This is a genomic window from Rhodococcus sp. 14-1411-2a, assembly GCF_002259485.1.
In the GTDB taxonomy this organism is placed as follows: Bacteria; Actinomycetota; Actinomycetes; order Mycobacteriales; family Mycobacteriaceae; genus Rhodococcoides.
In genome coordinates this window covers 361,044-386,757 of the sequence record NZ_NPGA01000015.1, presented here as the reverse complement: position 1 = coordinate 386,757, position 25,714 = coordinate 361,044, and the positions used below count along the sequence as shown (strand labels likewise).

Annotated in this window: 25 protein-coding genes; 4 read left to right on the top strand and 21 right to left on the bottom strand. The window is 64.6% G+C overall.

Going from position 1 to position 25,714, the window contains the following annotated elements:
* Positions 1 to 35: 35 nt before the first annotated feature.
* The 13 genes from CH291_RS15570 to CH291_RS15510 all read right to left on the bottom strand — a co-directional run bounded on the left by CH291_RS15570 (position 36) and on the right by CH291_RS15510 (position 13,353).
* Complete coding sequence (locus CH291_RS15570) at positions 36 to 1,283, bottom strand: MCE family protein (RefSeq protein WP_094641128.1); 1,248 nt, start codon at positions 1,281 to 1,283, stop codon at positions 36 to 38.
* Positions 1,280 to 2,548, bottom strand: coding sequence for an MCE family protein (locus tag CH291_RS15565; RefSeq protein WP_094641127.1), 1,269 nt, complete (start codon positions 2,546 to 2,548; stop codon positions 1,280 to 1,282). The genes CH291_RS15570 and CH291_RS15565 overlap by 4 nt, the downstream gene beginning before the upstream one ends.
* Before the next feature lie 29 nt (positions 2,549 to 2,577).
* On the bottom strand, positions 2,578 to 3,861 hold the full coding sequence (locus CH291_RS15560) for an MCE family protein (protein WP_094641126.1): 1,284 nt from the start codon (positions 3,859 to 3,861) through the stop codon (positions 2,578 to 2,580).
* On the bottom strand, positions 3,861 to 4,859 hold the full coding sequence (locus tag CH291_RS15555) for an MCE family protein (protein ID WP_094668709.1): 999 nt from the start codon (positions 4,857 to 4,859) through the stop codon (positions 3,861 to 3,863). The genes CH291_RS15560 and CH291_RS15555 overlap by 1 nt, the downstream gene beginning before the upstream one ends.
* Complete coding sequence (locus tag CH291_RS15550; RefSeq protein ID WP_094641124.1) at positions 4,856 to 5,923, bottom strand: MCE family protein; 1,068 nt, start codon at positions 5,921 to 5,923, stop codon at positions 4,856 to 4,858. Before CH291_RS15550 ends, CH291_RS15555 begins: the two co-directional genes overlap by 4 nt.
* On the bottom strand, positions 5,920 to 7,275 hold the full coding sequence (locus tag CH291_RS15545; RefSeq protein WP_094641123.1) for an MCE family protein: 1,356 nt from the start codon (positions 7,273 to 7,275) through the stop codon (positions 5,920 to 5,922). Before CH291_RS15545 ends, CH291_RS15550 begins: the two co-directional genes overlap by 4 nt.
* On the bottom strand, positions 7,272 to 8,132 hold the full coding sequence (locus CH291_RS15540; protein WP_027498223.1) for an MlaE family ABC transporter permease: 861 nt from the start codon (positions 8,130 to 8,132) through the stop codon (positions 7,272 to 7,274). Before CH291_RS15540 ends, CH291_RS15545 begins: the two co-directional genes overlap by 4 nt.
* A gap of 5 nt (positions 8,133 to 8,137) precedes the next feature.
* Positions 8,138 to 8,932, bottom strand: coding sequence for an MlaE family ABC transporter permease (locus CH291_RS15535; protein ID WP_037191254.1), 795 nt, complete (start codon positions 8,930 to 8,932; stop codon positions 8,138 to 8,140).
* 5 nt (positions 8,933 to 8,937) lie between these two features.
* The gene (locus CH291_RS15530; protein ID WP_179276555.1) at positions 8,938 to 10,128 is read right to left on the bottom strand and encodes an ABC transporter ATP-binding protein; all 1,191 of its coding nucleotides are present in this window, start codon (positions 10,126 to 10,128) and stop codon (positions 8,938 to 8,940) included.
* Positions 10,129 to 10,574: 446 nt separating this feature from the next.
* Positions 10,575 to 10,961, bottom strand: coding sequence for a 50S ribosomal protein L7/L12 (rplL, locus tag CH291_RS15525; RefSeq protein WP_057475236.1), 387 nt, complete (start codon positions 10,959 to 10,961; stop codon positions 10,575 to 10,577).
* A gap of 90 nt (positions 10,962 to 11,051) precedes the next feature.
* Entirely contained in the window at positions 11,052 to 11,633 is a 582-nt protein-coding gene (gene rplJ, locus CH291_RS15520; RefSeq protein ID WP_094641121.1) for a 50S ribosomal protein L10, read from the bottom strand.
* 356 nt (positions 11,634 to 11,989) lie between these two features.
* A complete protein-coding gene (locus CH291_RS15515; protein ID WP_256980862.1) occupies positions 11,990 to 12,460 on the bottom strand; it encodes a class F sortase in 471 nt (156 codons plus the stop codon).
* Between the two features lie 134 nt (positions 12,461 to 12,594).
* Positions 12,595 to 13,353 carry a CHRD domain-containing protein gene (locus CH291_RS15510; RefSeq protein ID WP_094641119.1) on the bottom strand — a complete coding sequence of 253 codons (759 nt, stop codon included), beginning with the start codon at positions 13,351 to 13,353 and terminating at the stop codon, positions 12,595 to 12,597.
* Between the two features lie 144 nt (positions 13,354 to 13,497).
* Here CH291_RS15510 and CH291_RS15505 point away from each other — a divergent pair, with 144 nt between their 5' ends.
* Positions 13,498 to 14,031, top strand: a complete 534-nt coding sequence (locus tag CH291_RS15505) for an RNA polymerase sigma factor (RefSeq protein ID WP_256980861.1) — start codon at positions 13,498 to 13,500, stop codon at positions 14,029 to 14,031.
* Entirely contained in the window at positions 14,028 to 14,795 is a 768-nt protein-coding gene (locus CH291_RS15500) for a hypothetical protein (RefSeq protein WP_094687952.1), read from the top strand. Before CH291_RS15505 ends, CH291_RS15500 begins: the two co-directional genes overlap by 4 nt.
* On the opposite strand, the gene CH291_RS15495 is transcribed toward CH291_RS15500, so the two are convergent.
* Genes CH291_RS15495 through CH291_RS15475 form a run of 5 tightly spaced genes read right to left on the bottom strand, consistent with a single transcriptional unit; the run spans position 14,774 to position 20,322 of the window.
* Entirely contained in the window at positions 14,774 to 16,993 is a 2,220-nt protein-coding gene (locus CH291_RS15495) for an MMPL family transporter (protein ID WP_094687951.1), read from the bottom strand. The two genes, CH291_RS15500 and CH291_RS15495, sit on opposite strands and share 22 nt — an antisense overlap.
* On the bottom strand, positions 16,994 to 18,148 hold the full coding sequence (locus tag CH291_RS15490; RefSeq protein ID WP_094687950.1) for a hypothetical protein: 1,155 nt from the start codon (positions 18,146 to 18,148) through the stop codon (positions 16,994 to 16,996).
* Positions 18,145 to 18,885 (bottom strand): phosphatidylserine decarboxylase, encoded by a 741-nt coding sequence (locus CH291_RS15485; protein WP_094641115.1) that lies wholly within the window; start codon positions 18,883 to 18,885, stop codon positions 18,145 to 18,147. Before CH291_RS15485 ends, CH291_RS15490 begins: the two co-directional genes overlap by 4 nt.
* A complete protein-coding gene (locus tag CH291_RS15480) occupies positions 18,885 to 19,082 on the bottom strand; it encodes a serine/threonine protein phosphatase (RefSeq protein WP_094670891.1) in 198 nt (65 codons plus the stop codon). The genes CH291_RS15485 and CH291_RS15480 overlap by 1 nt, the downstream gene beginning before the upstream one ends.
* Before the next feature lies 1 nt (position 19,083).
* Positions 19,084 to 20,322 (bottom strand): SDR family oxidoreductase, encoded by a 1,239-nt coding sequence (locus tag CH291_RS15475; RefSeq protein WP_094687949.1) that lies wholly within the window; start codon positions 20,320 to 20,322, stop codon positions 19,084 to 19,086.
* A gap of 237 nt (positions 20,323 to 20,559) precedes the next feature.
* Between CH291_RS15475 and CH291_RS15470 the strand changes: the two genes are divergently transcribed.
* Both CH291_RS15470 and CH291_RS15465 read left to right on the top strand, forming a co-directional pair.
* Positions 20,560 to 22,506: a CocE/NonD family hydrolase gene (locus tag CH291_RS15470; protein WP_094687948.1), complete on the top strand. Its 1,947-nt coding sequence runs from the start codon at positions 20,560 to 20,562 to the stop codon at positions 22,504 to 22,506.
* A 10-nt stretch (positions 22,507 to 22,516) separates the two neighbouring features.
* Positions 22,517 to 23,428 (top strand): alpha/beta fold hydrolase, encoded by a 912-nt coding sequence (locus CH291_RS15465; protein WP_094687947.1) that lies wholly within the window; start codon positions 22,517 to 22,519, stop codon positions 23,426 to 23,428.
* A gap of 71 nt (positions 23,429 to 23,499) precedes the next feature.
* Here the strand turns inward: CH291_RS15465 and rplA are convergent, their stop codons facing one another.
* The 3 genes from rplA to nusG form a co-directional block, all read right to left on the bottom strand.
* Positions 23,500 to 24,219, bottom strand: coding sequence for a 50S ribosomal protein L1 (rplA, locus tag CH291_RS15460; protein ID WP_027498276.1), 720 nt, complete (start codon positions 24,217 to 24,219; stop codon positions 23,500 to 23,502).
* A gap of 141 nt (positions 24,220 to 24,360) precedes the next feature.
* Entirely contained in the window at positions 24,361 to 24,795 is a 435-nt protein-coding gene (gene rplK, locus CH291_RS15455) for a 50S ribosomal protein L11 (protein WP_008713829.1), read from the bottom strand.
* A 62-nt stretch (positions 24,796 to 24,857) separates the two neighbouring features.
* Positions 24,858 to 25,682 carry a transcription termination/antitermination protein NusG gene (nusG, locus tag CH291_RS15450; RefSeq protein ID WP_094687946.1) on the bottom strand — a complete coding sequence of 275 codons (825 nt, stop codon included), beginning with the start codon at positions 25,680 to 25,682 and terminating at the stop codon, positions 24,858 to 24,860.
* Positions 25,683 to 25,714: the final 32 nt, after the last annotated feature.

Sequence of the window (25,714 nt, the reverse complement as noted above, 5' to 3'; positions counted from 1 at the left end):
GACGGCAGTGCTGAGCAGCAGTTCCACCGATTCCACTACTTCGGCGTGACGCCGATCAGCGGTGCCAACTGGGTGGCGATGGGGTTGAGGTTGAGCTTCTCCGGATCGACCTTGGGCTTGAGGTCCCACGGCTGCGGCACGTCCGGATCGGCGAACACGATGCGGTTCGCGGACCGCACACCCGTGACGCTGCCCTGCGGTGTCGCGCAGTTCGCGTCGAGGTTCAACGGGTAGTTCTCCCGAGTCGGATCGAAGTTCGGGTTCTTGCGCTTCTCCTCGTCGAGGATGGCCTGCGAACCCTCGTAGCCCACCGTGCAGGGCGGCGGGTTGTTGACCTCGAGCAGCAGACCCTGATGGATGGTGCCGTCGTTCGGGACGATCGTCGAGATGCCGGCACCGAGGGCAGGCAGGAACGTCAGGAACGGACGGAGCGCCACATATCGCGGTTCGGCCTGAGCAGCAACCAAGGCCAGGTTGTTGATGTCGGTGGTCAGAGCCGGACCGGCATCGGTGATGAGACCGCCGACCTGATCGCCTGCCGCCGTACCGGTATCGATCAGGCGGCGAATGTCCGGATCGCTGGACTTCAACTGAGCCGTCACCTCGTCCAGGCTGGTGCTGAACTGTCGAATCAGATCCGACTGCTCGGACTGCGTGTTCAGCACCGGCACCGCGTCACGCACCAGCGCGAGCGTCTCCGGCAGCGCCTCGTTGCCTGCTTCGGAGATGTTCCCGAGCGAATCGACGAGAGACGCCAGATCTGCGCCCTTACCGTCGAACGCGACGCCGAGTTCGTTGACGACCCGCGTCAGCGTGTCCAGCGGTACCGACCGGACCAACGTGTTCGTGTTGGCGAGTACGTCCTCCACCGGCACGGGAGTGGTGGTGTCGGCCTGTGCGATCTGCGAACCGTCGACCAGGAACGGACCCTGGTCGGTGTCGGGCTGCAAGTCGACGTACTGCTCACCGATCGCAGACCGGTTGGCGACGACGGCCTTCGTGCCGGCCGGGATGTCCGGCCCACCGTTGTCGAGCATGAGCGCGACCCGGACGCCGTCCTGCGTCAGTTCCAGATCCCCGACGGTTCCCACCGGAACACCTCGGTAGGTGACCTCGGCATTGGAGAAGATGCCACCGGAATCAGCGAGATTCAGATCGACCTGGTACTGCCCGAAGCCGAGCATGTTGTCCAGGCGCACGTACTTGGCACCGACATAGACCAAGCCCAATACGGCGACCACGACGAAGAGGACCAATTGAATGCGAACCAGTCTCGATCTCACTGTCCAACTCCGAATCGCTCGAGCAGATCGTTCAACGGTGCCAACGGATCGGCCGGTGCGGGCGCGGCGGCCGCGGCAGCCTGCTCGTTCGCCGGGGCACCCGGGCCCGGAACCGGTGACGGGATGATCGGAGGCAACGGCAGCAACGAGATCGTCGGCCAACCCGGCCGAGGTCCGTTTCCGTTGTAGTACGGATTCGACGGATCGACCACCGGCAGTGTGTTGCCGTACTTGGGCTGGACGTAGACCGGATCGCCTTCACCGACGCCGAAGTTACGCAGCGCAGTTCCGATCGACAGGTCGAGAGAGAGGAACAGGTTGGCGGAGTTGCCTTCGATGATCTTCTCGGTTCCGTCGGCGAACGGCAGCGTGGGAATCACCGCAAGCGATGTCACCACGTCGTCCGCCGAATCGGCCAGCGCCTGGAGCGTCGGGCGCAGTGCCCGCAGGTCTGCGATCAGATCGTCCTTGGAACGGTCGATCACGTCGGTGCCGACGGCTCCGAGACGATCGAGAGCTCCGAGCATCTCGGTCAGCTGCGGGCGCTGCTGCTCGAGCACCTCGGTGGCGATCGGCAGATCCTTCAGCACGGCGTCGATCTTGTCGGTCTGCGTGTTGACGCGGCCGCTGAGAGTGTCGAGACCATCGATGGCGCGGGTGATGTCGTCACGCTGCTGGTTGAGGCCGTCGATCAGCGTGTTCGCCTGCTGCAGAAGCTCTTTGGTCCTGCCTTCGCGACCGTCGAATGCCGTGCTCAGTTCCTTGACGATCGGCGAGAGCTGCCCCACGCCGCCACCGTTGAGCAGCAGCGAGAGCGCACCGAGTACCTGCTCGATGTCGGTCGCGTGGCGGGTTCGATCCAGCGGGATGGTGTCGCCGTCCTGCAGCCGCGCTGCGGACTCGTCCGCGGGAGGTGCCGAGAGCTGCACGAACTTCTCACCGAGCAGGTTGGTCTGCTGCACCGATGCGATCGCATTGGCAGGCAGATCCACGTCCGAGTTGAGGATGACGTCGACATCGGCCGTCCACCCCTCGTTCGGGACGGAGATGGAAGCCACCCGGCCGACAGCCACACCGTCGACCTTGACGGTCGACTGCGGGACGAGGTCGAGTACGTCGTCGAACTGCACCGTCAGGTTGAAAGGATTGTCACCGACATCGGCACCACCGGGAAGCGGTACGGCGTAGATGCCGGCCGACGAGCACGCTCCGGCCGACAGCGCCACCACGCACACGCCTGCTCCGACGACCAAGGAACGCTTCACGCGGGCTCGATTCCCTTTCACAGAGGTTCTCACTGTCCCCCACCTCCGATGTACGACTGCTCCAGTCCGGGCATCGTGCTGTTTCCGAGCCTCGGCGAGACGACGCCCGGCACGGTGCCCGGCACGGACACGTTCTGCTCGATGTCGTTGGTGAGAACACCGAACGGCAGCACGATGCGGTTCTGGTCGGTGATCGGTGCCTGGATCATCGTGGTGATGTTGGCGCACTGATCGATGATCGGCTGAATCTGCGCACCGAGTGCCTCGAAGCGCGGATCGCCGGGAACGAGCGCGCCGAGGTCGAGGAGCTTGCACACGGTGCCCAGCGGATCCTGGGTCTCGTTCTGGAGATTGGCGCGCGAGGCGAGCGTGCCGGACTCGGCGTCGTAGGCGTTCACCAGGTTGCTGATGGCCAGCGGCAGCAACGTGAGTGTTTGCACCAGCTGCTCGCGGTTGTCGGCGAGCGTCTGAGTCGGAACCACGAGACCGTTTGCGGCATCGGTCAGTTCGGTCCGGTTGTCCGCGACGAACGTCGCCACGTCGCCGAGCGAAACCGACAGCTGCTGGAGCGCAGCTCCCAGATCCTCTCGCTGACCCGACAGGAAACCGGTCAGGTCGGCCAACTGGGTGTTGAAGTTGCGGACCTGCTGATCGTTGACGGCCAGAGCGCTGACGAACGTCTGCAGATTCTTGATCGTGTCGAAGACGTCGGTGCGCGAGTCGCTCAGAGTGCGGCCGGCGGCAGACAGCTGGGTGATGCTGTCGCCCAGGGCTTCACCGTTGCCGTCGAGGTTCGCGGCACCGGTGTTGACGAGGTCGGTGAGAGCGCCGTCCTTGTTCGCACCGTCGGGACCGAGGGCGGTCGACAGGTCGTTGATGGACTTGTACAGCTCGTCGACCTCGACGGGTGTGGCGGTGCGATCGCGACCGATCGTCGTGCCGTCCGCCATGGTGTCTCCGCCGGTGTAGACGGGTGAGAGCTGGACGTAACGATCGGCGACGAGCGACGGACTGACCTGCACGGCCTTGGCGTCGGCCGGGATGTCGACCCCGCGGTCGACGCGAAGGACGACCTCGACGTCGTCACCGAGTGGCGTGACGGAGTCGACCGTGCCGACCTTGACGCCCAGCACTCGTACCTCGGAGCCGGAGTAGATGCCGATCGACTTGTCGAAGTACGCGGTGATCTTGGTCGTGCCGGCCCTGGTGAACAACCACCAACCGGCCACGGCCACGATCAGCGCCACGATCACGACGACGGCGATCAGCGCGAGCTTGTTCTTGTTTCTCGGTGCTGTCTGCGTGTCTGTCATCATTCCCCCGGCAACTTGTCGAGTGAGGGCTGGCGGTAGCCAGGTATCAACGGAACTCCGGGAGGTGTGAGGTTGGCCAGCGTGATATCGAGCCATCGACCGTTGCCGGTCACGTTCGTGTACAGCCGGATGAACGGTTCGTACAGCTTCAGCGCACGGTCGAGATTGTCGTTGTTGCGCTGCAGGATTTCGATGACGCCGTTGAGCTGCTGCAGCATCGGGTTGATGGTCGCCTCGTTGTCGCGAACCAGGCCGGTCAGCTCCTGCGAGACACGCTGAGTGCCGGTGAGCAGCTGCGAAATTGCCTGCTGGCGGTTGTTCAGCTCTTCGAGAAGCGGACCTGCGTCGGTGATCAGCTTGTTGAACTGCTCGTTGCGGTCGGCCAACACCTTCGACGTCTCACCGGTGGCCTCGAACAGCTTCTTGAGCTCCTCGTCACGGCTGGCCACGGTCTGCGACAACCGGGTGACGCCGTCGAGCGAGGCGCGGATGTTCGCAGGCGTCTCCGAGAACGCCTCGGACAGGGTCCGCATACTCGTCGCGAGCTGATCGGTGTCGATGTCGTTGATGGTCGACGCCGCGTCGGAGAACGCGTCGATGACGTCGTACGGGGACGTGGTGCGCTCGAGCGGGATCGGGTCCTTGGGGCTCAGCGTCTCCGGGCCGCTCGGGTCGAGCGCCAGGTACTTCTGTCCCAACAGCGTCTTGATCGCGATGGCGGCCCGTGACTCGCTGCCGACCCAGGCGTCCTGCACCGTGAAGTCCACGAGCACCCGGTCGCCTTCGAGACGCACGTCGGTCACCTTGCCGACCTTCACTCCGGCGATACGAACCTCGTTGGAGGCCTTGAGACCTGCGGCCTCGCTGAACTCGGCGGTGTACACCGAGCCGGCACCGATGATCGGGAGACGGTCGAGAAAGAAGACCGACATCGTGGCGAGCAGGATGATGGCAATGCCCAGAGCACCGATGGTGGCCGGACTACGACGAGATTTCATTGTTGGATCCCCCCAGCTTTGCAACGCTCTGCCGAGTTCGTGTACAGCGGCTGGTTGACGGTCGGAAGCCCGGTGGGCAGATTCAGGTTCGGCGAAGTACCCGGTCCGGCGACGATGTCGATACCGCACAGGTAGAACGTGAACCACGATCCTTGCTGGGCCGTGCGAATCAGCTTGTCGAGCTTCACGGGCAGATTCCCCAGGACCGCGTCCACGTCGGCGCTTCGACGGTTGATGGTCTCGGCCAGCGTGTTCAATGCCGTGACCGATCCCTGGATCGACGGCCGAGTCGGCTCGAGCAGGTCGGCGGTGGCGTTGGTCAGACCCGCGAGCGAGGTGACGGCCGAGCCGACGACCTCACGGTCGGCCGACAGACCCGAGACCAGCTGCTGGGTGTTGACGATCAAGCTGTCCAGCTGACCGTCGTTCTGGTTGACCGTCGCCAGCACGTTGTTGAGATTGGTGATGACCTGGCCGATGACCTGGTCCTTGTCGGCGACGGTGTTCGTCAGGGTCGCCGTGTTGGTGACCAGTTCGTTGATCGTGCCCGACTCTCCCTGGAACACCTGGATGATCTGGTACGACAGCTTGTTGACGTCGTCGGAGCTCAGGGTGGTGAACAGCGGCCGGAAGCCGTCGAACAGCGTGGTCAGATTCACCGCAGGCTTGGTCCGTTCCAACGGAATGGTGGCACCTTCGGTGATCTTGCGGCCCTGGTCACCCGAGCCCTGCTCGATGGCGATGTAGCGCTGGCCCACCAGGTTCCTGAACCTGATGGTTGCCGTCGAACTGGCGGGCAGCCAATCGCGGCTGCTCAGCGTGAAGTCCACTTTCGCTTCGCGCTCGTTGGCGATCTCGATCGAGTCGACCTGGCCGACGCGAACGCCTGCGATGCGAACCTCGTCGCCCTCGTTGAGTGAGGTGACGTCGGTGAAGACTGCCGAGAACTTGGTACCGCCGCCGCCACTGCTGTTGGCGATGGTGAAGGCAAGGGTGGCCGTAGCAATGATCGTGATCACGGCGAACACGATCAGTTTGATGATCGGCGCGAGAAGGCCTCTCATGGCACGGTCACCTCCACTCCTCTCATCGCCGGTGCGCCGATAGCGGCTGCCCACGACGGAACACTGTCCGGTGCAACACCACTCGCCTGTCCGTAGATCACGGCGAGAGTGTCACGCTCGAAGTCCGAGCCCTCGTAGCTCGCAGGCTGCGCGGATGCGGCGACCGCGGGAACTATGGAGCTCTGAGCCGACTTGGGCGGCCCCTGCCCTTCGATCACCTGCGGTCCCGGGTTGCGGGTCGGCACCTGGTAGGAGCCGTCGTTGATCGAACCTCCCGGGTACTGCGGGAAGAACTCTCCCGGTGCTGCTGGCTCGAAGCAGGTGGCTCCGCGATCGTCGAACAAGCGCGGCTCGTCCTGGTTAGGCAAGTAACGGCCCTTCGGGTTGACGAACGATGCGGACACGTTGATGCCGGGGTACTCGTCGCCCTCGCCGAGCACGATCTTGCCGCGCCTGGCACCTTCGGCGAACTGGGTGAACGTGCAACCGAACGTCGGGGAGAACTCGGCCAGCAGCTCGAGAGCTTCACGGGAGTTCGCGGCCAATCCGATGAGGTTCTCGGAGTTGGTCTGCAGGAAGTCCGCGGTGGTGTAGGACGCCGAGGTCAGCGAGCCGTACAGCGTTTCGAGGCTGGACTGCCGCTCGACCACGGTGTTGCCCGTCGTCCGCAGGTTGTCCAGCGCCGAAATCAGTTCGGGCGCAGCGTCGGCGTAGGTCTCCGAGAAATCCGCCAGCCCGACCAGGGTCTGCTGGATGTTCGGCAGCTCCGTGTTCAGCCCCGACACGACATTGGTCAGGTTGTCGATGGTCTGGCCGAGCTGCTCACCACGTCCACTGAGTCCCTGTGCCAACGACCCGAGGGTGTTCGCCAGGTCCTGCGGCGGGATCGCCTGCAGCAGAGGGAGCAGGCCGTCGAGCAACTGCCCGACCTCGATGGCGTTCCCGCTGGTGTCCTGCTGCAGGACCGTGCCGTCGGTGATCGGCGACGCGGAATCGTTCTCGGGCAGGATCAGCGACACGTAACGCTCGCCGAACAGAGTCTTGGGCAGCAACCGCGCCGTCGCATTGGACGGAATCAGTGGAGCCTTGTCCGGATCGATGGCCAGCTGCGAGGTGACGACTCCGTCGACGGTGGACGCCGAGCGCACCTCTCCGACGATCATTCCGCGCACCTTCACATCGGCGTTCATCGGCAGAGCATTTCCGACCGAGTCGGTTTCGAGGCTGACGTTGACCACCGACTTGAACGTCTTGTTGTAGGACGTGATGCTCCATCCCAGAAACAGGATGAGCACCAGGAAGAACGCCAAACCGAGCAGTACTCGCTTCAGTCGCGACGGCGAGTCGATCATCCCGCAACCCTCACTGTGGTGGTCGTGCCCCAGATGGCGAGGCTCAAGAAGAAGTCCAGCACTGCGATCGTGACGATCGCGGTACGAACGGCACGGCCCACGGCCACACCGACACCGGCAGGACCGCCCGAGGCGTGGTAGCCGTAATAGCAGTGGATCATGATCAGGACGAAGGCGAATATCAGCACCTTCAGGAACGAATACAACACGTCTTCCGGAGGTAGGAAGAGGTTGAAGTAGTGGTCGTAGGACCCCGTGGACTGCCCGTTGAAGATGGTGCTGATCCCACGGGACGCGACGTACGACGCCAGCAGTCCGACGATGTAGAGCGGGATGACGGCCACGAAGCCGGCGATCATGCGGGTGGTCACCAGGAACGGCACGCTCGGTACTGCCATCACCTCGAGGGCGTCGATCTCCTCCGAGATCCGCATGGCACCGAGCTGGGCGGTGAAGCCACAGCCGACGGTGGCCGAGAGCGCAAGTCCTGCGACGATCGGCGCGATCTCACGAGTGTTGACGTACGCAGAAAGGAAGCCGGTCAGTACCGAGCTACCGAGCTGCTCGAGTGCTGCGTAGCCCTGCAGGCCGACGACGATGCCGGTGAAGCCGGACATCATCACGATCACGCCGATGGTTCCGCCGATGACGGCGAGCGCACCGCTGCCGAAGGTGACCTCCGCCAGCAGGCGAAGCACCTCCTTCTTGTAATGCACCGCGGTCTTGGGAATCCACCCGATGGCCCGCAGGTAGAACGACATCTGCTCGCCTGCACGGTCGAGCACGTTGAGCGGGGCATTGCCGACGCGCTTGACACGCATCAGTGTGCGGTCACCGCGACCTCTTGCGATCGTCATCGCGGTTACGCTCCCTTCGCTGGGACGACCTGGAGGTACACCAGGGTCAGAATGAGGTTGGCGAAGAAGAGCAGCAGGAACGTGATGACAACCGTCTGGTTCACTGCCTCGCCGACGCCCTTGGGTCCGGGATTGGGATTGAGCCCCTTGTAGGAGGCGATGATGCCCGCGATGAGCCCGAAGATCGCCGCTTTCGCTTCTGCGACATACAGATCGGGAAGCTGCGCCAGCGCTCCGAAGGACGCCAGGTACGCACCGGGGGTGCCGCCCTGGAGGATCACGTTGAAGAAGTAACCGCCGGCGATGCCGACGACCGAGACCAGGCCGTTGAGCAACAGTGCGACGAGAATCATCGCGAGCACTCGCGGAACGACCAGACGATGTACCGGGTCGATGCCCAGCACCCGCATGGCGTCGATCTCCTCGCGAATGGTGCGCGAGCCGAGGTCGGCCGTGACGGCGGAACCTGCGGCACCGGCCACCAGCAACGCGGTCACGATCGGACTGCCCTGCTGAATGACCGCGAGCACGCTGGCCGCGCCGGTGAACGACTCGGCACCGAGCTGCTTGATGAGCGATCCGGTCTGCAGCGACACGACCGCACCGAACGGAATCGCGACGAGCGCTGTCGGCAGAATCGTGACGCTGGCGATGAACCAGGCCTGCTCGATGAATTCGCGGAACTGGAACGGCCTACGAAAGGTGTTCCGAACGACCTCGACGAACAGCTCGACGATATTTCCGGCTTGAGTCAGAGCGGCATTCGCCGGAGCGAACGCGGACTTCTTCGATCCCCCCATGTCTGCTATTGACCCCGACCTTGAGTCGGAGCTTGGTAGCCCTGCTGTTCATGACCTTGCTCGCTGTATCCCTGCTGGTCGTAACCCTGCTGGCCGTAGCCCTGCTGGCCGTAGCCCTGCTGGCCGTAGCCCTGCTGGTCGTAACCCTGCTGGCCATAACCCTGCTGGTCGTAGCCCTGCTGCTGGTCTGCGTACACGGGGTTCCGCTGACCGGGATCGGTGGTGTCGAGGCTTTCCTGGATCGCGACCTGCGCACTGTGCGGCAGGGTGTGCATGATCTGGCGGACGCGTTCCTGCCTGCGTCCGACGGCCTGGCGGACCGGAGTACCCGGGGTGGCCTTCATCTGCGGGACGATGCCTTCCACGTCGTCGACGCCACCGGCGTGGTGCCCGGCGTCGACCATGGCCTGCTCCTGCGCCATCTGCGCCTCGTCCTTCTCCTCCGACATACCGATCGGACCGATCATGGTTCCGTTGAGGAACTGCTTGACCACCGGCTCGTCGCTGGTGAGCAGCACCTCACGCGGGCCGAACATGACCAGTTGGCGACGGAAGAGCATGCCGATGTTGTCGGGCACCGTCCGAGCGAGGTTGATGTTGTGCGAGACGATCAGGATCGTCGCGTCGATCTCGGCGTTGATGTCGATCAGGGTCTGCGAAATGTACGTGGTACGAACGGGATCGAGGCCGGAGTCGGGCTCGTCGACGAGGATGATCTCGGGGTCGAGAACCAGAGCGCGGGCGAGGCCGGCGCGCTTGCGCATACCGCCGGAGATCTCACCGGGGAGCTTGTCCTCGGCACCGAGCAGACCCGTCAGTTCCAACTTCTCCATGACGATCTTGCGGATGTCGGACTCGGACTTCTTGGTGTGCTCGCGGAGCGGGAACGCGACGTTGTCGTAGAGGTTCATCGAGCCGAACAGTGCGCCGTCCTGGAACAGCACGCCGAAGAGCTTGCGGATCTCGTAGAGCTCACGTGAGGAGCACTGCAGGATGTCGGTTCCGTCGATGAAGATCTTGCCCTGCTCGGGCCGGAGGAGGCCGATCAGAGACTTCAGGAAGACCGACTTACCGGTTCCGGACGGACCGAGGAGAGCACTGACTTCACCCTTCGGCAGGGTCAACGTCACGTCCTGCCAGATCTTCTGTACACCGAAAGACTTGGTCAATCCCTCGACCGAAACCTCGACTCCCACGCTGACCTCCACAATTCGTACACATCGACCCAGATGTGGGTTGCGTCACTGTAACCCATGCACGTGTCCGCTCCGACACAGGAGCTTACCGCCCAGTAAGAACTTCCCCGAGTCAGGCTGTAGAGCTTGCATCAGTGTGGCCCATCTCACGCGACACGGTCGGCGACTCGCCAGAACTGTGACAAGTCCCTGCCGTGCTTTGCTGTGACAAGCCACAAGCGATCACAGCCGAAACCCTTCGGAAAGCTTCGGACTTCGGCGAGGTCGAGTAAACAGGGACGCAGAGCGAGTGTCACGCGATCTCGCGGAGTCCGTGACCGATCACAACGGCACCTCGACCGGTGCCACCGGAAACACAGAAAAGGGACCGTCCCCACCGGAGTGGAAACGGTCCCTCGACTCGCTCTCGATGTCAGAGCGTGACGTGCGACTGCAACGAAGCGGTCTTACTTGACGGAGATCTTTGCGCCGGCAGCTTCCAGCTTCTCCTTGGCAGCCTCGGCTGCATCCTTGGCGACCTTCTCCAGGATTGCCTTCGGAGCGCTCTCGACGAGGTCCTTGGCTTCCTTCAGGCCGAGGCCGGAGACGACCTCACGGACGACCTTGATGACCTGGATCTTCTTGTCGCCGGCCGACTCGAGGACGACGTCGAACTCGTCCTGCTCTTCAGCAGCCTCGGCGGGGGCAGCGCCGCCGCCTGCAGCAGCAACGGCGACGGGAGCGGCTGCGGTGACCTCGAAGGTCTCCTCGAATGCCTTCACGAACTCGCTGAGCTCGAGGAGGGTGAGCTCCTTGAACTGGTCGAGCAATTCTTCGGTGCTGAGCTTCGCCATGGTGGCGGGTCCTTCCTGTAAGTACCTGGTCGCTGATCCGCGACTTGGTGTTGGTGGTGTGGAGCTGAGCTGTTCGCCAATACCAGCGGATCAGCTTTCGGCGGGAGCTTCCGCCGGTGCTTCTGTTTCTGCAGGTGCCTCGGCTGCGGCGGGTTCGCCGGCAGCCTTCTTCTCCTGCAACGCGAACGCAAGACGCGCGAACTGCGATGCGGGAGCGTTGAACAGGCCTGCAGCCTTCGACAAGTTGCCCTTCATGGCGCCGGCGAGCTTGGCCAACAGGATTTCGCGCGACTCGAGGTCTGCGATCTTGTTGATCTCGTCCACGGACAGCGTTGCGCCGTCCATGTAGCCGCCCTTGACGATCAAGGCCTTGTTGTCCTTCGCGAAGGCCTTGATGGCCTTCGCTGCGTCGACCGGCTCGCCCTTGATGAATGCAATGGCGGTCGGTCCGACGAACAAGTCGTCGAGGCCGGTGATGCCGGCCTCGGCTGCTGCGCGCTTGACCAGGGTGTTCTTGGCGACGGAGTACGTGGCACCTTCGCCGAGCGCACGCCGGAGCTGAGTCAGACCGGACACCGACAGGCCACGGTATTCCGTGACGACGGCAGCCGTCGAACCTTTGAACTGTTCGGTGATCTCCGATACTGCTGAGACCTTTTCGGGCTTTGCCATACTTCGCCTCCTCTCGTGGGAAGTTGTGTCGATCGCGAGAGGGCCGGAAAACGACGAACGCCCCGGCGCAAGAAGCACACGGGGCGTGAACGAGCGGGCAGCCACCAGGGCTGCATACAGGTTCCCTACCTCGTTCTCCTGCGTGGGCCGTCCGAAGCTGTCTCGGACCTTCAACCGCGCAACTCCCGGAAGCGAATCCTTCGAGAAGGCGGTGACCAACGGTCTTGGGTAGAACTTGATTGGGCGGTCAGGGCACGAGTGCGAGCATTCGTGATCCGAACCGTCGACCAGGCTACAACACGTTCGGGGTCAACTCCAAAACGTTCGGTGTTCGCACTGCCATATGCGTTGCACTGTCATATGCGCACTCCGTAGAGAACGAGGTTGCGCTCGTAGCTGCCCACGGCTGCGTCGAAGTCACCCGAACAGGTGATGAGCCGGATCTCGTCGGCAGGCACAGCCCCGAAGACCGACGCCGTCGGGAACTCGGCTTTGCCGTAATCACCGATCTCGTCGATGCGGTACTCGGCTCGGCCACCCGCCTCGTCGTCCACCGCAACGACATCGCCGATTCCGAGTTCCGACAGGCGATCGAACACCGCGGGACCGGTCGTCGAGTCGACGTGCCCGGCTATCACCGTCGGACTGCCGATCGCGCCGGGTCGGCCACCTCCGGTGAACCACCCGACGTCGTCGTAGTCGGTGGGCACCTGCATCTCACCCGATTCGGTGAGCCCCAGGCCGATCAACGGCTCGTCGAGCGCGATGTCCACGGCACTCACCCGCGTCGGGGCCGGTCTCACCGAATCCACTGCGGGTACTGGCATGGCGGGTGCAGGCGCGGTGGTGCTCGACGACGGCTGCGAGGACACCGGCGTGGTCGCCGCCGGCGGCGATGGAGGGGGCGAGGAACAGCCCACCACCACCGCCGCGGCAGCGACCGCGATCAGAACCGGATATCTCAGCTCCGCACCTCGCGTCGAGCAGCGACCGTCACGCCCGCGACGACCATCGCGCCCAGTGCCACCGCACCGACGACCGGCAGCACCGAACTCGACGCCGAATCGGACGCCGCGAGCGCCGACCCGCCGCCACCGGTCGCAACGGACCCGACCGGAATCTGGCTGAGCTGGCCGCGCACCGCTCCGGCCGAGAAGTCGACGGTGTGGGTGTCGGCGGCGAAGGCTGCCGGGTCGGCTTCGATCTGATCCAGGGTGAATCCGGTCCCGCTGTCCGCGTCGGCACCGGCAGGCGTCAGGCCGGTGGTGAACGGTCCCTGCATGCAGCCGCTGCTGGTGCGCGGGCCATCGCCGATCGGGGTGGGGTTCGGGAATGCCAGACGCGGAGGACCTGCTGCGCCCGCCGCAGCCTGGTGGATGTGCGTGGCGGTCTTGGCCGGGCTCATGTAGTCGCCGGTCACGCCTTCGAGCGCGATGTCGTAGCAGATGATGTCGAGGTCGGAGTTGATGCGCAGAGTGAAGGTACCCATCGCACCGGGCTGACCCGGAGTGGCGACGCCCTCTCCGTTGAGCACCTGGTCGGGAGTGGCCATGGCCGTGAATGCGCTGGTGAAGGAATCCGGTTCGGCGACAGGCGTATCGGCACCGGCCGGGGCGGCGGCGAACAGCATCATCGCCGCAGCGGTGGCGGTACCACCGACGAGCGCTGTGGCGGTGGATCGGATCGACGTTGCCGGGCGGGGGATCGAGCGTCTGGTCATCTCGTGTGCCTTCCGTGGGAGTATCGGGCAGGCGAGCCCGTGCAAGGTGTACGAGCGCCGATGCCAAAATGTTCAAAGCTCGGTAAAGAAATGTTTTCCGCCCTCGCCATGAACGTCCGAGGGTCCACCGACGTATCCACTGTCATGAGCATCGGGAGCGTGATCGAACTGGACTTCGACGTCGCTGCCGCGTACGACGAGCACGCGTCGGCCATGCTCGGGTTCGCCGTCAACGCTCTCCGCGACAGAACTCTGGCCGAGGATTGTGTTCAGGAGACCTTCCTTCGGGCGTGGCGAGCGCGGTCCCGATTCGAGCCCGGGCGCGGGTCCCTGCGAACGTGGCTGTTCGCCATCGAACGCAACGTGATCGTCGATGCTCAGCGGTCGCTGACGAGGATGCCGATGCCGGCCTCGGACCGGATCGACGACGTCGGGCGGGAGTCGGACGGGGTCACGCGTGACACCAGCCCCGACGTCGACGAGCGGCTCCGCATCATCGCCGCACTCGCCCTGCTCTCCCCCGAGCATCGGCAGGTCGTCGTCGCAGTGCACCTGGGCGGCAGCTCCTACGCGGAGCTGTCGAAATCGACCGGGGTCGCCGTGCGAACACTGCGCACCCGCACCTTCTACGCACTGCGAGCCCTACGACAACATCTCGACGGAAAGGAGGAGACATGAGCGCAGCACCCGATCGCCGAGCCGAGTTGATCGCCGCTGCCGTCGGTGACGATCTCGACGACGCCGAAGCCGCCGAACTGCGTCGGCTCGCTGCATCCGATCCCACGATCGACGACGAGATCGCCGAATTGCGCTCGCTGACCATGACTCTCGGGAGCCGCGGCCCTACCGACGCGTGGCTCGAATCTTGGACGTCACCCGACCTTCGCGAGCGAATCCTCGGTGCGACAGGCAGCTCCGAAAGGTCGCCGCAGCAAGATCGGCGGACACAGCGGTTCGGTGGGCAGCGGTTGGGAAGGCAGCGGTTCGGGGGGCAGCGCAGATCGGCAGGGCTGGCCGTTGCGGCCGCAATCGTGGGGGTGGTGGTCGGCAGTGGGGTGGTGCTCGGAGTCGACGCCTACCGCCAGGACCCCACGAATCCACCCGCCGCGATCACCGGTCCACCCGGAACCCTCGGCGCGTACGAGCAGGTCGCCTTCACCACCGAGGTGCCGAGTGTGGACATAGAAGGAGGTCTGGTCGCCCACACGTGGGGCACCGAGACCGTCCTGGAGATGGACGGCATCTCCGATCGTGGCCCGTACGAGGTGGTTCTCGTCGACCGATCGGGTGTCGAGCGTCCGTCCGGCACGTTCCTCGGTAGTGACATCACCATCGAGTGCCGAATGAACGCCGCGGTGCTGCGTCAGGACGTGACCGACATCGAGATCCGCACGTCCGGTGGTGCCGTCCTGGCGCGTGCTCAGCTGCCGACGGCCTCGTAGCGTTTCGAGCCGGGCCACCAGTTGCGCTCGCCGAAGAGCTTCATCATCGCCGGCACCATCATCATGCGCACCAGCACCGCGTCGAACAGTACGGCGATGGCGAGAGCGAAGCCGAACTGTTTGAGCTCGAGCACGTCGGCGGTGAGGAAGCTGGCGAACACGGCGATCATGATCGCCGCGGCGGCCGTGATGGGCCTGGCAGTGTGCTCGATGCCGTCGACCACGGCCACGTCGTTGCTAGCTCCCCGCACGAACATCTCACGCATGCGGCCGATGAGGAACACCTCGTAGTCCATCGACAGGCCGAAGACCACGGCGAACACCGTCACCGGTAGGTACACCTGGATGTAGCCCGGGCTCTCGAAGCCGAGAATGCTCGACCCCCAACCCCATTGGAAGACGGCGACGGTCGCACCCAACGCTGCGCCCGTGACCAGCAGGTTCATGGCGACGGCCTTGAGCGGAATCACCACACTGCGGAAGACGACGGCCAGGTAGAAGAGCGAGAAGGCCAGGACCGCGGCCACGACCCCGGCGAATTTGCCGGAGATCTCGTCGGAGGCGTCGACCACCAGTGCGGTGGTGCCACCGACGGAGACGCTCGTGCCGTCCGTGTCGCCGGCGGCAACCGCCTGCGCTCGAAGGGATCCCACGAGATCGGCGGCCTCGGTCGAGTCGATCGGCACCGACGGAACCACGATCAGCAACGATCGCCCGCCCTCCGGCTGAGCCAGCGCGTAGGCGACGCGATCGTCGTCGCGCACGGAGGCAGCGAACGCGTCGACGGTGGCCAGCTGCTGCGGTCCCAACGGACTGTCGTCCTCACCCGTGAACACGATGTTGATGGGCGAGATGGTCCCGGGCGCGAACTTCTCGGTCAGGACCGTGTTGGCCCGTCCGGACGGTTCCGCGCTCAGCGCCTCGGCCCCGAGGTCGACACCGTACGAGATGGAACCGATGGGAATCAGGCACACGACGAGCACCGCGGCCGACGCGACCGTGTAGCGCCACGGTCGTTCGATGACATGCTGCGCCCACCGTGACCACCAGGTAGGAACTGCGGCCTCGTGCTCGTCGACCGACGGAGGTTGGAATCTGTCGGGCAGCGACCACGCGCCGATGCGCGTTCCCAGTACGGCGAGAATCGCCGGCAGCAGGGTCCACGCGACCACGACGACGGTCGCGATGGTCAGCGCGACGACCAACGAGATGCTGCGGACGGCAGGAACATCGACGATGGCGAGGGCTCCGAGTGCGATCAACACGACCAGACCGGAAATGACGATGGTGTGCCCGGCCGTACCCATGGCCGCCCCCACCGCGCGCTCGGTCCGGTGCGGATCGTCGGGTGGTCCGGCTCGCCCGATCTCTTCCCGGAATCGACTGACGATGAACAGTGCGTAATCGATTCCCAGACCCAGGCCGAACATCGCCGCCACGGTGGTGACGAGAACGTCGAACGTCATGAAGTTGGACAACAGCGCGAACATTCCGAACGCCGCCAGCACGCCGATTCCGGTGGAGACCAACGGCACGATGCCCGCGACCAGGGACCCCAGCGCGAGAACCAGCACCACGAAGGCGATGGGCAGACCGATGCTCTCGGCCCGCACGGCGTCCTCGGATTCGACGCGGGTGAGATCGACCGTCATCGGGGAATACCCCGTCACCGCCACCTCGACGCCGTCGCCGGACGCCGCGCCGATCATCTCCTGCACGCGTTCGGCCACCGCGATCCGATCGCTGGCCTCTCCGCCGATACCGACGAACGCGAGCGCCGACGTGCCGTCCTGCGAGATCGTCGGGACGAAGCCCGCGGTCTCGTAGGGGTCGACGACCCGCAGCACATCGGGGGACTGCCGCAGCGAGGAGACCACCTCCCCCACTCGCTCACGGAACGCCGGGTCCGACGTGTTCACCGACTCGGAGGTGAACGTGACGACAAGTTGTTCGGAGCCGAACGACTCGAAGTGACGCTCGATCAGGTCGTCGGCGCGGCTCGATTCGGTGCCCGGTACCGAGAAGTTGGCTCCGACCAGCGAATTCTGCAGCGCCGGATACAGAATCGCCGATCCGACCGCGAGCAGCGTCCAGATCGCCAGCACCACCCAGCGCCGACGCGCGACGAGTCGGCCCCACCGGTCGCCGATGTTTCCACTGGTCACCTGCGGGTCGATGCGCGAAATCGTGTCGGTCATCTACGTCAACTCCCGGCTGAAGATGCGGTACGTGCGGTGCGGAGCGAGTTTCGTCCTGGACAGGACCGACCCCCTCATCCACGGACTGTCGTCGAGAACGGGAGCGGCTTCGACGCGCGTGAAACCGAGATCGCGCATGCGCACCGACATCTCCATGATCAGCAGGGAGGACACGGCCCGGTCGGGGCAATCGGGATCGACGAACAGCATGTCCACCCGTACGCCGTCGATGATCTCCGTCCGGCCCGGACGCTTGACGTGCCACAGCGTCACCAGGTCTCGCGCCCAGCGCGACTTCAGGTGCGACGCCTTGGCGGCGGCCTGATTGACGTCCGGGATGCCCATCAGGAAGCCGACGGGCTTGCCGTCGAGTTCGGCCAGCAGCGTGAGCCTGCGGTCGATGACCGGGAGCATCATCTTCAGCAACTCGAACAGCTCCGTGTAGGACAGCGGCGAGAAGCCCCAGAAGTTGACGAACGTCTTGTTGTAGAGGTCTCGCACGATGCGCGCGTCGCGGCGTAGCGTCCGATACTTCATCGACCGGAACGTCACCTCCGACCGCGCCTTGATCTTCTCGAAGATCTGCATGTGCCGCGCGTACTTGGGGTCGTTGTAGATGATGCACGGGTCGTCGAAGAGGTAACTGTAGAAGTCCTTGACCGCCATCAGACCCCACTTCTCGAAGTGGGCCGCGTAGTAGAGCGGATTGTGTGGCATCCCCACCAGCGGCAGCGCCGGGATCTCGTCGACGACGATGCCGGCGCTGTAGAACATCGAGGGTCCGAACGGCCCGGAAATCGTCGCGAGCCCGCGCGCCGAAAGCCATTGCGCGGCAGCGTCGAGCAGTGCTGTCGCGACATCGTGATCGTCGACGGCCTCGTAGAAGCCGAAGAAGCCGATCGACTCCCCCGTGTACTCGGTGAACGACAGATCGTGGATGGCCACGACGCGACCGACGGCAATTCCGTTCTCGCGGGCCAGGAATGCCTTGGTGATACGGGTGGCGGCGACCGAGGACGGCGGTGCGATGAGCACTCGACGCAGGTCCATCGACTCGTCGGGAAGGCGGTACGGATCGCCCTGGTAGACCAGGTCCGAGACGGCCTCGAACTCGCGCCAGCCTGCTTTGCCGTCGACCTCTTCGATCGTGATCATCGTTCCTCTTCGCTCTGTTGACTGCCGTCCACGAGGATCGGCGAACGGGCCACCGTCGTCTCCCCGGCGAACACGTAATTACCTGGCCGGACGGTGATCTCGTCGACGAGTGCGTCCGGCACGAACACGTCGCACTGAGAACCGAAGCGGATCATCCCGTATTGCTCGCCGCGTTCGACGCTGTCGCCGACGGCGACGTGCGCGACGATGCGGTCCACCCAGAGATCGGCTATCTGCGTCACCGTCACCACGGCACCGGACTCGTGCTCGATCGAGATGGTGAGCCGCTCGTTGGTGAGCAGGTAGTCGCAGCCCTCGTCGTAGGGGGTGCGTCGGGTCAACAGATTCGCGCCCACCCTGGCCATCGACTTGTTGAACGGTGCCGCGGACCGGTGGCGACGCATACCGATGGTGCCCGAGACGGGAATTCGATTGCGGTGCACCGAGTATTCGGACATGTAGATCCCGATCAGGTAGCCGCTGGCGGTGGACGCGACTCCGGCGATCTCGTCGAGAACGATCGTCCGCCCCTTCTTCACGGCGAACGCGGTACTGCCGGCCTCCACCCGTTTGACGTACGTGACGAAGCCGTCGGCCGGCGCGAGCACCGCCCGCGGATCGGCGGGCGGTTCGCGGTGCGGATCACGGAAGAAAAACCGGGTCCGCCAGTACACGAACAGAGCGAACGGAGCTGCCAGCACCACACCGAGGACGAGTACCCCTCGAACCCACCACATCAGTTGTGCCGCTGTTCGTCGACGCTCTCCGACCAGGTCACGAAGGCGTCGGCGGCCCGGTTCCTCAGCGAGCCGGGCAGCAGCCCGATCAGCCCGCACACCACGTAGAAGCCCAGCGAGAGAACGCCGTTGGTCACCTCGCGGCCGACCGGTACGTCCCGCAGGCGCACCGAGGTGGGTTCGAGTCCGTCCGACACGTCAGTTGACGGCGGCGGGCGTGAGCGTCTTGAGCTGTGCTTTCTCGAAGTAGAGCTCGAAGAGTCGGCGATGATCGCACCAGGAGACGTCGTGGTCGACGGGCAGGATCGCCTCGGGCTTGTGCACCAGCCGCATGAGCTGATCGATGTTGTCTGCCAGCATCGTCTCGGCGAACCGCGGCGAGATGCGCGCACTGACGCGCTCCTTGAACTCGTCCCAGCTCACCAGATCGAGGCCGAGAAGATCGGCGTACAGATCGTGACCGTAGCCGGTGGGATTACTCGGCAACAGCCTCGTCAGCGGATGGCTGCGCAACGAGTTGCTCGCCATGACGTCGCACATCACGTCGACCGGAACGTAGTTCATCCCCGGGCCGTCCCAGATGGCACCGGCCGCGATCGCCAGTTCGATGATGCGCCAGAAGCTGTAGACCCGACCCGGATCACGACCGAGTTCGGTGCTTCCGAGGATGTAGGGCGCCTCGCACAGGGTGACGGAGTAGGTGTCCGACATCGACAGCCACCCGAGCAGCGTTGCGTTGACCCACTTCATCTGCGCGTACCCGGAGTACCACCACGAATCGGGACGACGGAAATCCTCGGGCTTCTGATAGAGGTGGGCACCGATACTGCCCACGTACGTCAGATGCTTGCGGGTGGAGGTGATGCTGAATTCGAGGATGCGCAGCACGCTGACGAACCAGTCGTCGCGCAGCTCGGCGTAGCTCTCGGTGTAATCGGTGGAACTGGCACAGTTGAAGATCTGTCCCACTCCGGCAGCCAGGTCGTAGTAGGCGGTCTTGTCGAGACCGAACCGGAATTTCGTGGGAGTGCCCTCGACGATGCGGATCTTGTCTGCGTCCACCGCGATCTCGTACTGGTCGAACGTGCGCTGCAGGCGCTCGAGAGCCGTTTCCTCCTCGGTGGGGCGCACCATCGCATAGACGACCTCGACGGCGGAATCACGAGTGAGGCGGCCGATCAGGTGAGCACCGAGAAAGCCGTTGGCCCCGAACACCAACGCGGTGTCGGTACGCGGTGCTGCCATATCTGCCACACGGCGGCGAGTGTCCTCGTCGATGAACGGGCGCAGCGCCGTCGGATCACCGTTGCTCAGCGCGACGACGTCGGCATACTTCCCGGCGAAACGAAGCGCAGGGCATTCGTTGGTGATCAGTGCATCTGCGTGCGGCCAGATCGGACGCAACGATCCGTCTCCGAACAGTGCCTCTACGTGCATTCGCGCTCCCCTGCAACGGTCGGTGTCCCACATCACTCGGACGGGCAGACGTTAGCAATGACGCGGGCTCATAACCGGGTGACCGGGAAAGTCTGGGAACCCCCACAGCGGCGCTCAACCGGCGTTGAGAGTGTTCCCAATCGAAGTCGGCAAATCGCCCTGTGCCGGTCGGTGACATCACCGGCGATGCGCGTTCCGCGAGACAAACGAGGCCCTTCGACGGTCTAATCGTTTCCCATGACGGCAGTACACCCCCACCCCCTCCTGCAACCCGCACGCGATCCGAGCGGCGGCGACGCGGCAGCGGCGTGGGCGGCAATCGTGCGCGAACAACCGCGCTACCCTCGGGTGTCCATCACGACGAACGTGCGCATTCCGATGAGCGACGGAACCGCGTTGCGCGCATACGTCTTTCGCCCCGCGGACGCGTCGGGACAGGCGGTGGAAGGCACGTTTCCCACCGTCCTGAACCTCACGCCCTACAACAAGCTGTTGATCAAGAGCATCGACACCGTCCTCGAGACCCCGGTTCTGGGCCGTGCCATCAGAGCTTTCTCGTCCGCATTCGACCTGACCGGAAGCAGATTCGACGGCATCACCGAGATCACCCGAGTGGTGGCGGGCGGGGCTGCCGACCTGCTTTCGGTCAACCGTCATCTCGTCCGCAGCGGGTACGTGCAGATGATCGTCGACGTCCGCGGCACCGGCAGCTCCTCGGGCACCTGGGACGTGCAGGGTCCCCGGGAACAGCTCGACTCGCTCGAGGTGATCGACTGGGCCCGACGCCAGTACTGGTGCAACGGCCGGATCGGGATGGCCGGAATCTCGTACTCCGCGATCAACTCCCTGCAGGCCGCAGCAAAGCGGCCCGCCGGGCTCGACGCGATCTTCGCAGTCGAGGGCTCGGTGGACATCGTGCGCGAGATCTTCGCCACCGGAGGTGCCACCTCGGCGTTCATTCCACTGTGGCTCGCGGCCGTCAACGGGCTCAAGTGGGCGCCTGCGGTCGGCGGAATCGACACGCTCGCCTGGCTCCGCGATCGCGCTCGATCCCCGGCCACGAATCTGTTCGACCTGGCCAAAGGCTTTGTCACAGGCGGAGATCCGCGAATCTACGACAACGAGTACTACGACACCATCGATGCCGTCATCGAAGACATCGCGGCACCGACGTTTCTGTACGGCTGCTGGCACGACATCTTCGGCGGCTCCGCACCGGACATCTACAACCGGCTGCCCCTCGAACGCGGATTCAAGCAACTGCTCGTCGGCGACGGCTACCACGGCAACCCGGGAATCGGCTTCGGCGAACCAGGATTTCCGCCTCGGCTCGACGTACTCGAGCGCGCCTGGTTCGACAAATGGCTGCGCGACGTGGACAACGGAATCGAGAACTACGGCCCCGTCACCCTGCGTCAGCAGGGCGGCAATTGGACTGCGCACGGGCACTTTCCGGCTCCCCGGGCACAACCACGCAGGCTGTACCTGTCGGCAGCGGCGTCCGGCACCGCCCCTCATGCCGTCGGCGACGGCAGCCTCACCGGCGAGCCGGCCGCCGAATCCGACGTCCTGACCGTTCGCCCGTCACTGCGAGCCGTCGTATCTCGTGACACCACACAGGTTCTCGCCGGCGTGACGGCAGTCCTGGGCGGCGGCTTCACCTACGACAATCGATTCGCCGAGGGGGCCGCAGTCACCTTCACCACCGCACCCGCCGAGTCGGACACCGTACTGTCCGGCCCCATGAACCTGCACCTGCGCGTCGTCTGCCGTGCACCGGAAGCGATGTGGGCCATCATGATCTGCGACGTCGCCCCGAGCGGTCGATCGATCGTGCTGAGCAACGGCGCACTGCTCGCCTCCCGCCGAGCCGTCGACGACGAGCGATCACTGTTCGCCCCGAACGGCGATTACACCCGCCCCTACCATCCACTCACCGAAGCAGCGCTGCTCCCGGTCCCCATCGGCGAACCCATCGCACTCGACATCGACATCCTCACCACCGAGGCCGTCATCGCATCCGGCCACCGCCTGCGCGTGAGTGTATTCGCCACCGACACACCGCGGTTCATTCCGATCCTGCCGGATCTGGTGCGTACGCGATTGCGCAGACAGGACATCGACATCGATCCGCAGAATCCGAGTTACCTGGTGGTTCCGGTACTCGGTGAGCCCGGCTGGTAGGAACGAGAACATGAGAATCGAACAAGGTGTCGCGCCGACGAACTCCGTCGAGATCGCGTACGAGGACATGGGGTCGATCGACGACCCCGCAGTGTTGCTCATCATGGGCCTGTCCGCGCAATTGACGTTGTGGCCCATGGACTTCTGCACCCGTCTCGTCGACGCCGGCTACCGGGTGATCCGAATCGACAATCGCGACATCGGGTTGTCCACCAAGATGACGGGGCAGAAAGTGCGGGGTTCCCAGATTCTTCGCCTGATCCGGCACGAGTTCGGGATGTCCTCGGACGTGCCCTACACGATCACGGACATGGCGGCCGACGCCGTCGGCGTGCTCGACCACCTCGACATCGACTCGGTGCACGTCGTCGGTGCCTCCATGGGCGGAATGATCACCCAGGTCTTCGCCGGACGCTATCCCGAACGAACGAAGTCGGTCGGGATCCTCTTCTCGAGCACCAACGAACCGTTCCTGCCACCGCCCGATCCACGCGCCCTGCTGCCGCTCATCGGTGGCGTCGGGAAGGACGCCACCAAGGACGAGATCATCGCGCATTCGGCGAAGACGCTCGCCGCGATCGGTTCCCCCGGTTATCGCACTCCGCCCGAGGAGCAACTGGAGATCGCGCAGGTGATGTACGAGCGGAACTACAACCCGTCCGGTGTCGTGCGGCAGATGGCCGCCATCACCGGCACCGGCAGTCTGCGGCCCTACGCGAAGAAGATCACCGCTCCCACCACGGTAATCCACGGCACCGCCGACAAACTGGTCCGGCCGTCGGGTGGGAAGGCCATCGCCCGCGCTGTCCCCGACGCCGAACTGACGCTGATCGACGGTATGGCCCACGACCTGCCCGCCGCACTGATCGACCGCATCGCGGGCATCATCCTGGCGAACTTCGCTCGGGCGCGGGCTGCGTAGGCACCTCCACGAACGACGAAGGCCGGCACCCGATGTATCGGGGCCGGCCTTCGTCGTAGTGCTGAGCTGATTTACGCGTTCGCGTCGTCCTCGAGGAGGTTGCGCGTGCGGTTCGGGTCGACCTGGACGCCGGGTCCGGTGGTGGTCGAGACGGTGACCTTCTTGACGTAACGGCCCTTGGCCGACGACGGCTTCGCACGCAGGATCTCGTCCAGTGCTGCGCCGTAGTTCTCCACCAGCTTGGTCTCGTCGAACGAGGCCTTGCCGATGACGAAGTGCAGGTTGGCCTGCTTGTCGACGCGGAAGTTGATCTTGCCGCCCTTGATGTCGTTGACGGCCTTGGTCACGTCGTTGGTGACCGTGCCCGTCTTCGGGTTCGGCATCAGGCCACGCGGTCCGAGGACACGGGCGATGCGGCCGACCTTGGCCATCTGATCGGGGGTGGCGATCGCTGCGTCGAAGTCCAGGAATCCGCCCTGGATGCGCTCGATCAGATCTTCTGCACCGACGACGTCGGCTCCTGCTGCCTCGGCCTCTGCAGCCTTCTCACCAGCGGCGAAAACAATAACCCGAGCGGTCTTGCCGGTGCCGTGGGGAAGGTTGACGGTGCCGCGCACCATCTGGTCGGCCTTGCGGGGGTCGACGCCGAGTCGCACTGCGACCTCGACGGTGGGGTCGAACTTGCTCGACGCGGTCTCCTTGGCCAGCTTCGCGGCTTCGAGAGGCGAGTAGAGGTTGTCCTGGTCGATCTTCGCGGCCTGCTCGAGGTAGGCCTTGCTGCGCTTTGCCATGTCTTACTGTCCTTCGTTCGAGTTCAGTGTGGTTGACGAGCCTGGCCGGCTCTCCCACGTTCTGTGTCTTTGGTCGCTCCGCAGGCTCCGCTCCTGCTGGAACGGTCGCTCCGCAGGCTTCGCTCCTGCTGGGCAGGTAAATCAGCCTTCGACGGTGATGCCCATCGAGCGAGCAGTGCCGGCGATGATCTTCGCGGCCTGATCGATGTCGTTGGCGTTGAGGTCTTCCTGCTTGGTCTTGGCGATCTCGCGCACCTGATCCATGGTCACCTTGGCGACCTTGGTCTTGTGCGGCTCGCCGGAGCCCTTCGCCACGCCTGCGGCCTTGAGCAGCAGCTTGGCGGCGGGAGGAGTCTTCAGCTTGAAGTCGAACGTACGGTCTTCGTAGACCGAGATCTCGACCGGCACGACGTTGCCGCGCTGCGACTCGGTCGCGGCGTTGTACGCCTTGCAGAACTCCATGATGTTGACGCCGTGCTGGCCCAGTGCGGGGCCGACGGGCGGTGCCGGGTTGGCGGCACCGGCCTGGATCTGAAGCTTGATGATCCCGGCTAGCTTCTTCTTCTTCGGGGGCATTTCTTTTTCCTTGTATTCGCTCGGGTTTCTTGCGGTTGCTACTGCAAGTCTGTGGTCGGCTTCTAGATCTTGGAGACCTGAGTGAAGCCGAGCTCGACCGGTGTTTCACGGCCGAAGATCGATACCAACACCTTGAGCTTCTGCTGCTCTGCGTTGACCTCGCTGATGCTCGCGGGGAGGGTGGCGAACGGGCCATCCATGACGGTGACCGACTCGCCGACCTCGAAGTCGACCTCGATGGTCGGCTTCGACGTGGTGTCGCCGCCCTCCTCGGCTGCGCCTGCGGTCGCTTTCGCGTCCTTCTTGGCACCTTCCTGCGGCATGAGGAACTTGACGACCTCGTTGATGGTCAACGGTGACGGCCGCGAGGTGGCACCGACGAAACCGGTGACGCCGGGAGTGTTGCGAACCGCTCCCCATGACTCGTCGTTGAGTTCCATGCGCACGAGGATGTAACCGGGCAGAACCTTGCGGTTGACCTGCTTGCGCTGGCCGTTCTTGATCTCGGTGACCTCTTCGGTGGGAACTTCCACCTGGAAGATGTAGTCGCCGACGTCGAGGTTCTGCACGCGAGTCTCGAGGTTGGCCTTGACCTTGTTCTCGTAGCCGGCGTACGAGTGAATGACGTACCAGTCACCGGGAGCGCGGCGCAGAGCCGCCTTCATCTCGGCGACGGGATCCTCGGGCTCGGCTGTCACGTCGGCGTCGGCTGCCTCGCCGTCTTCGGCGGGAACGTCCTCACCGGCAGCGGCGGCAACGTCGGCCTTGATGGCTTCGTCGGTTTCGCGGTCCTGAGCGGCCTGCTCCGCTTCGAGGCCCTGCTTGGTCGCCTCGACATCGGCGTCGAATGCGGCCACTTCGGTGGCGTCGTTGTGCGGCGTGCTCACGTCAGCACCCTTTCTCTAGTTTCCTGCTCGGT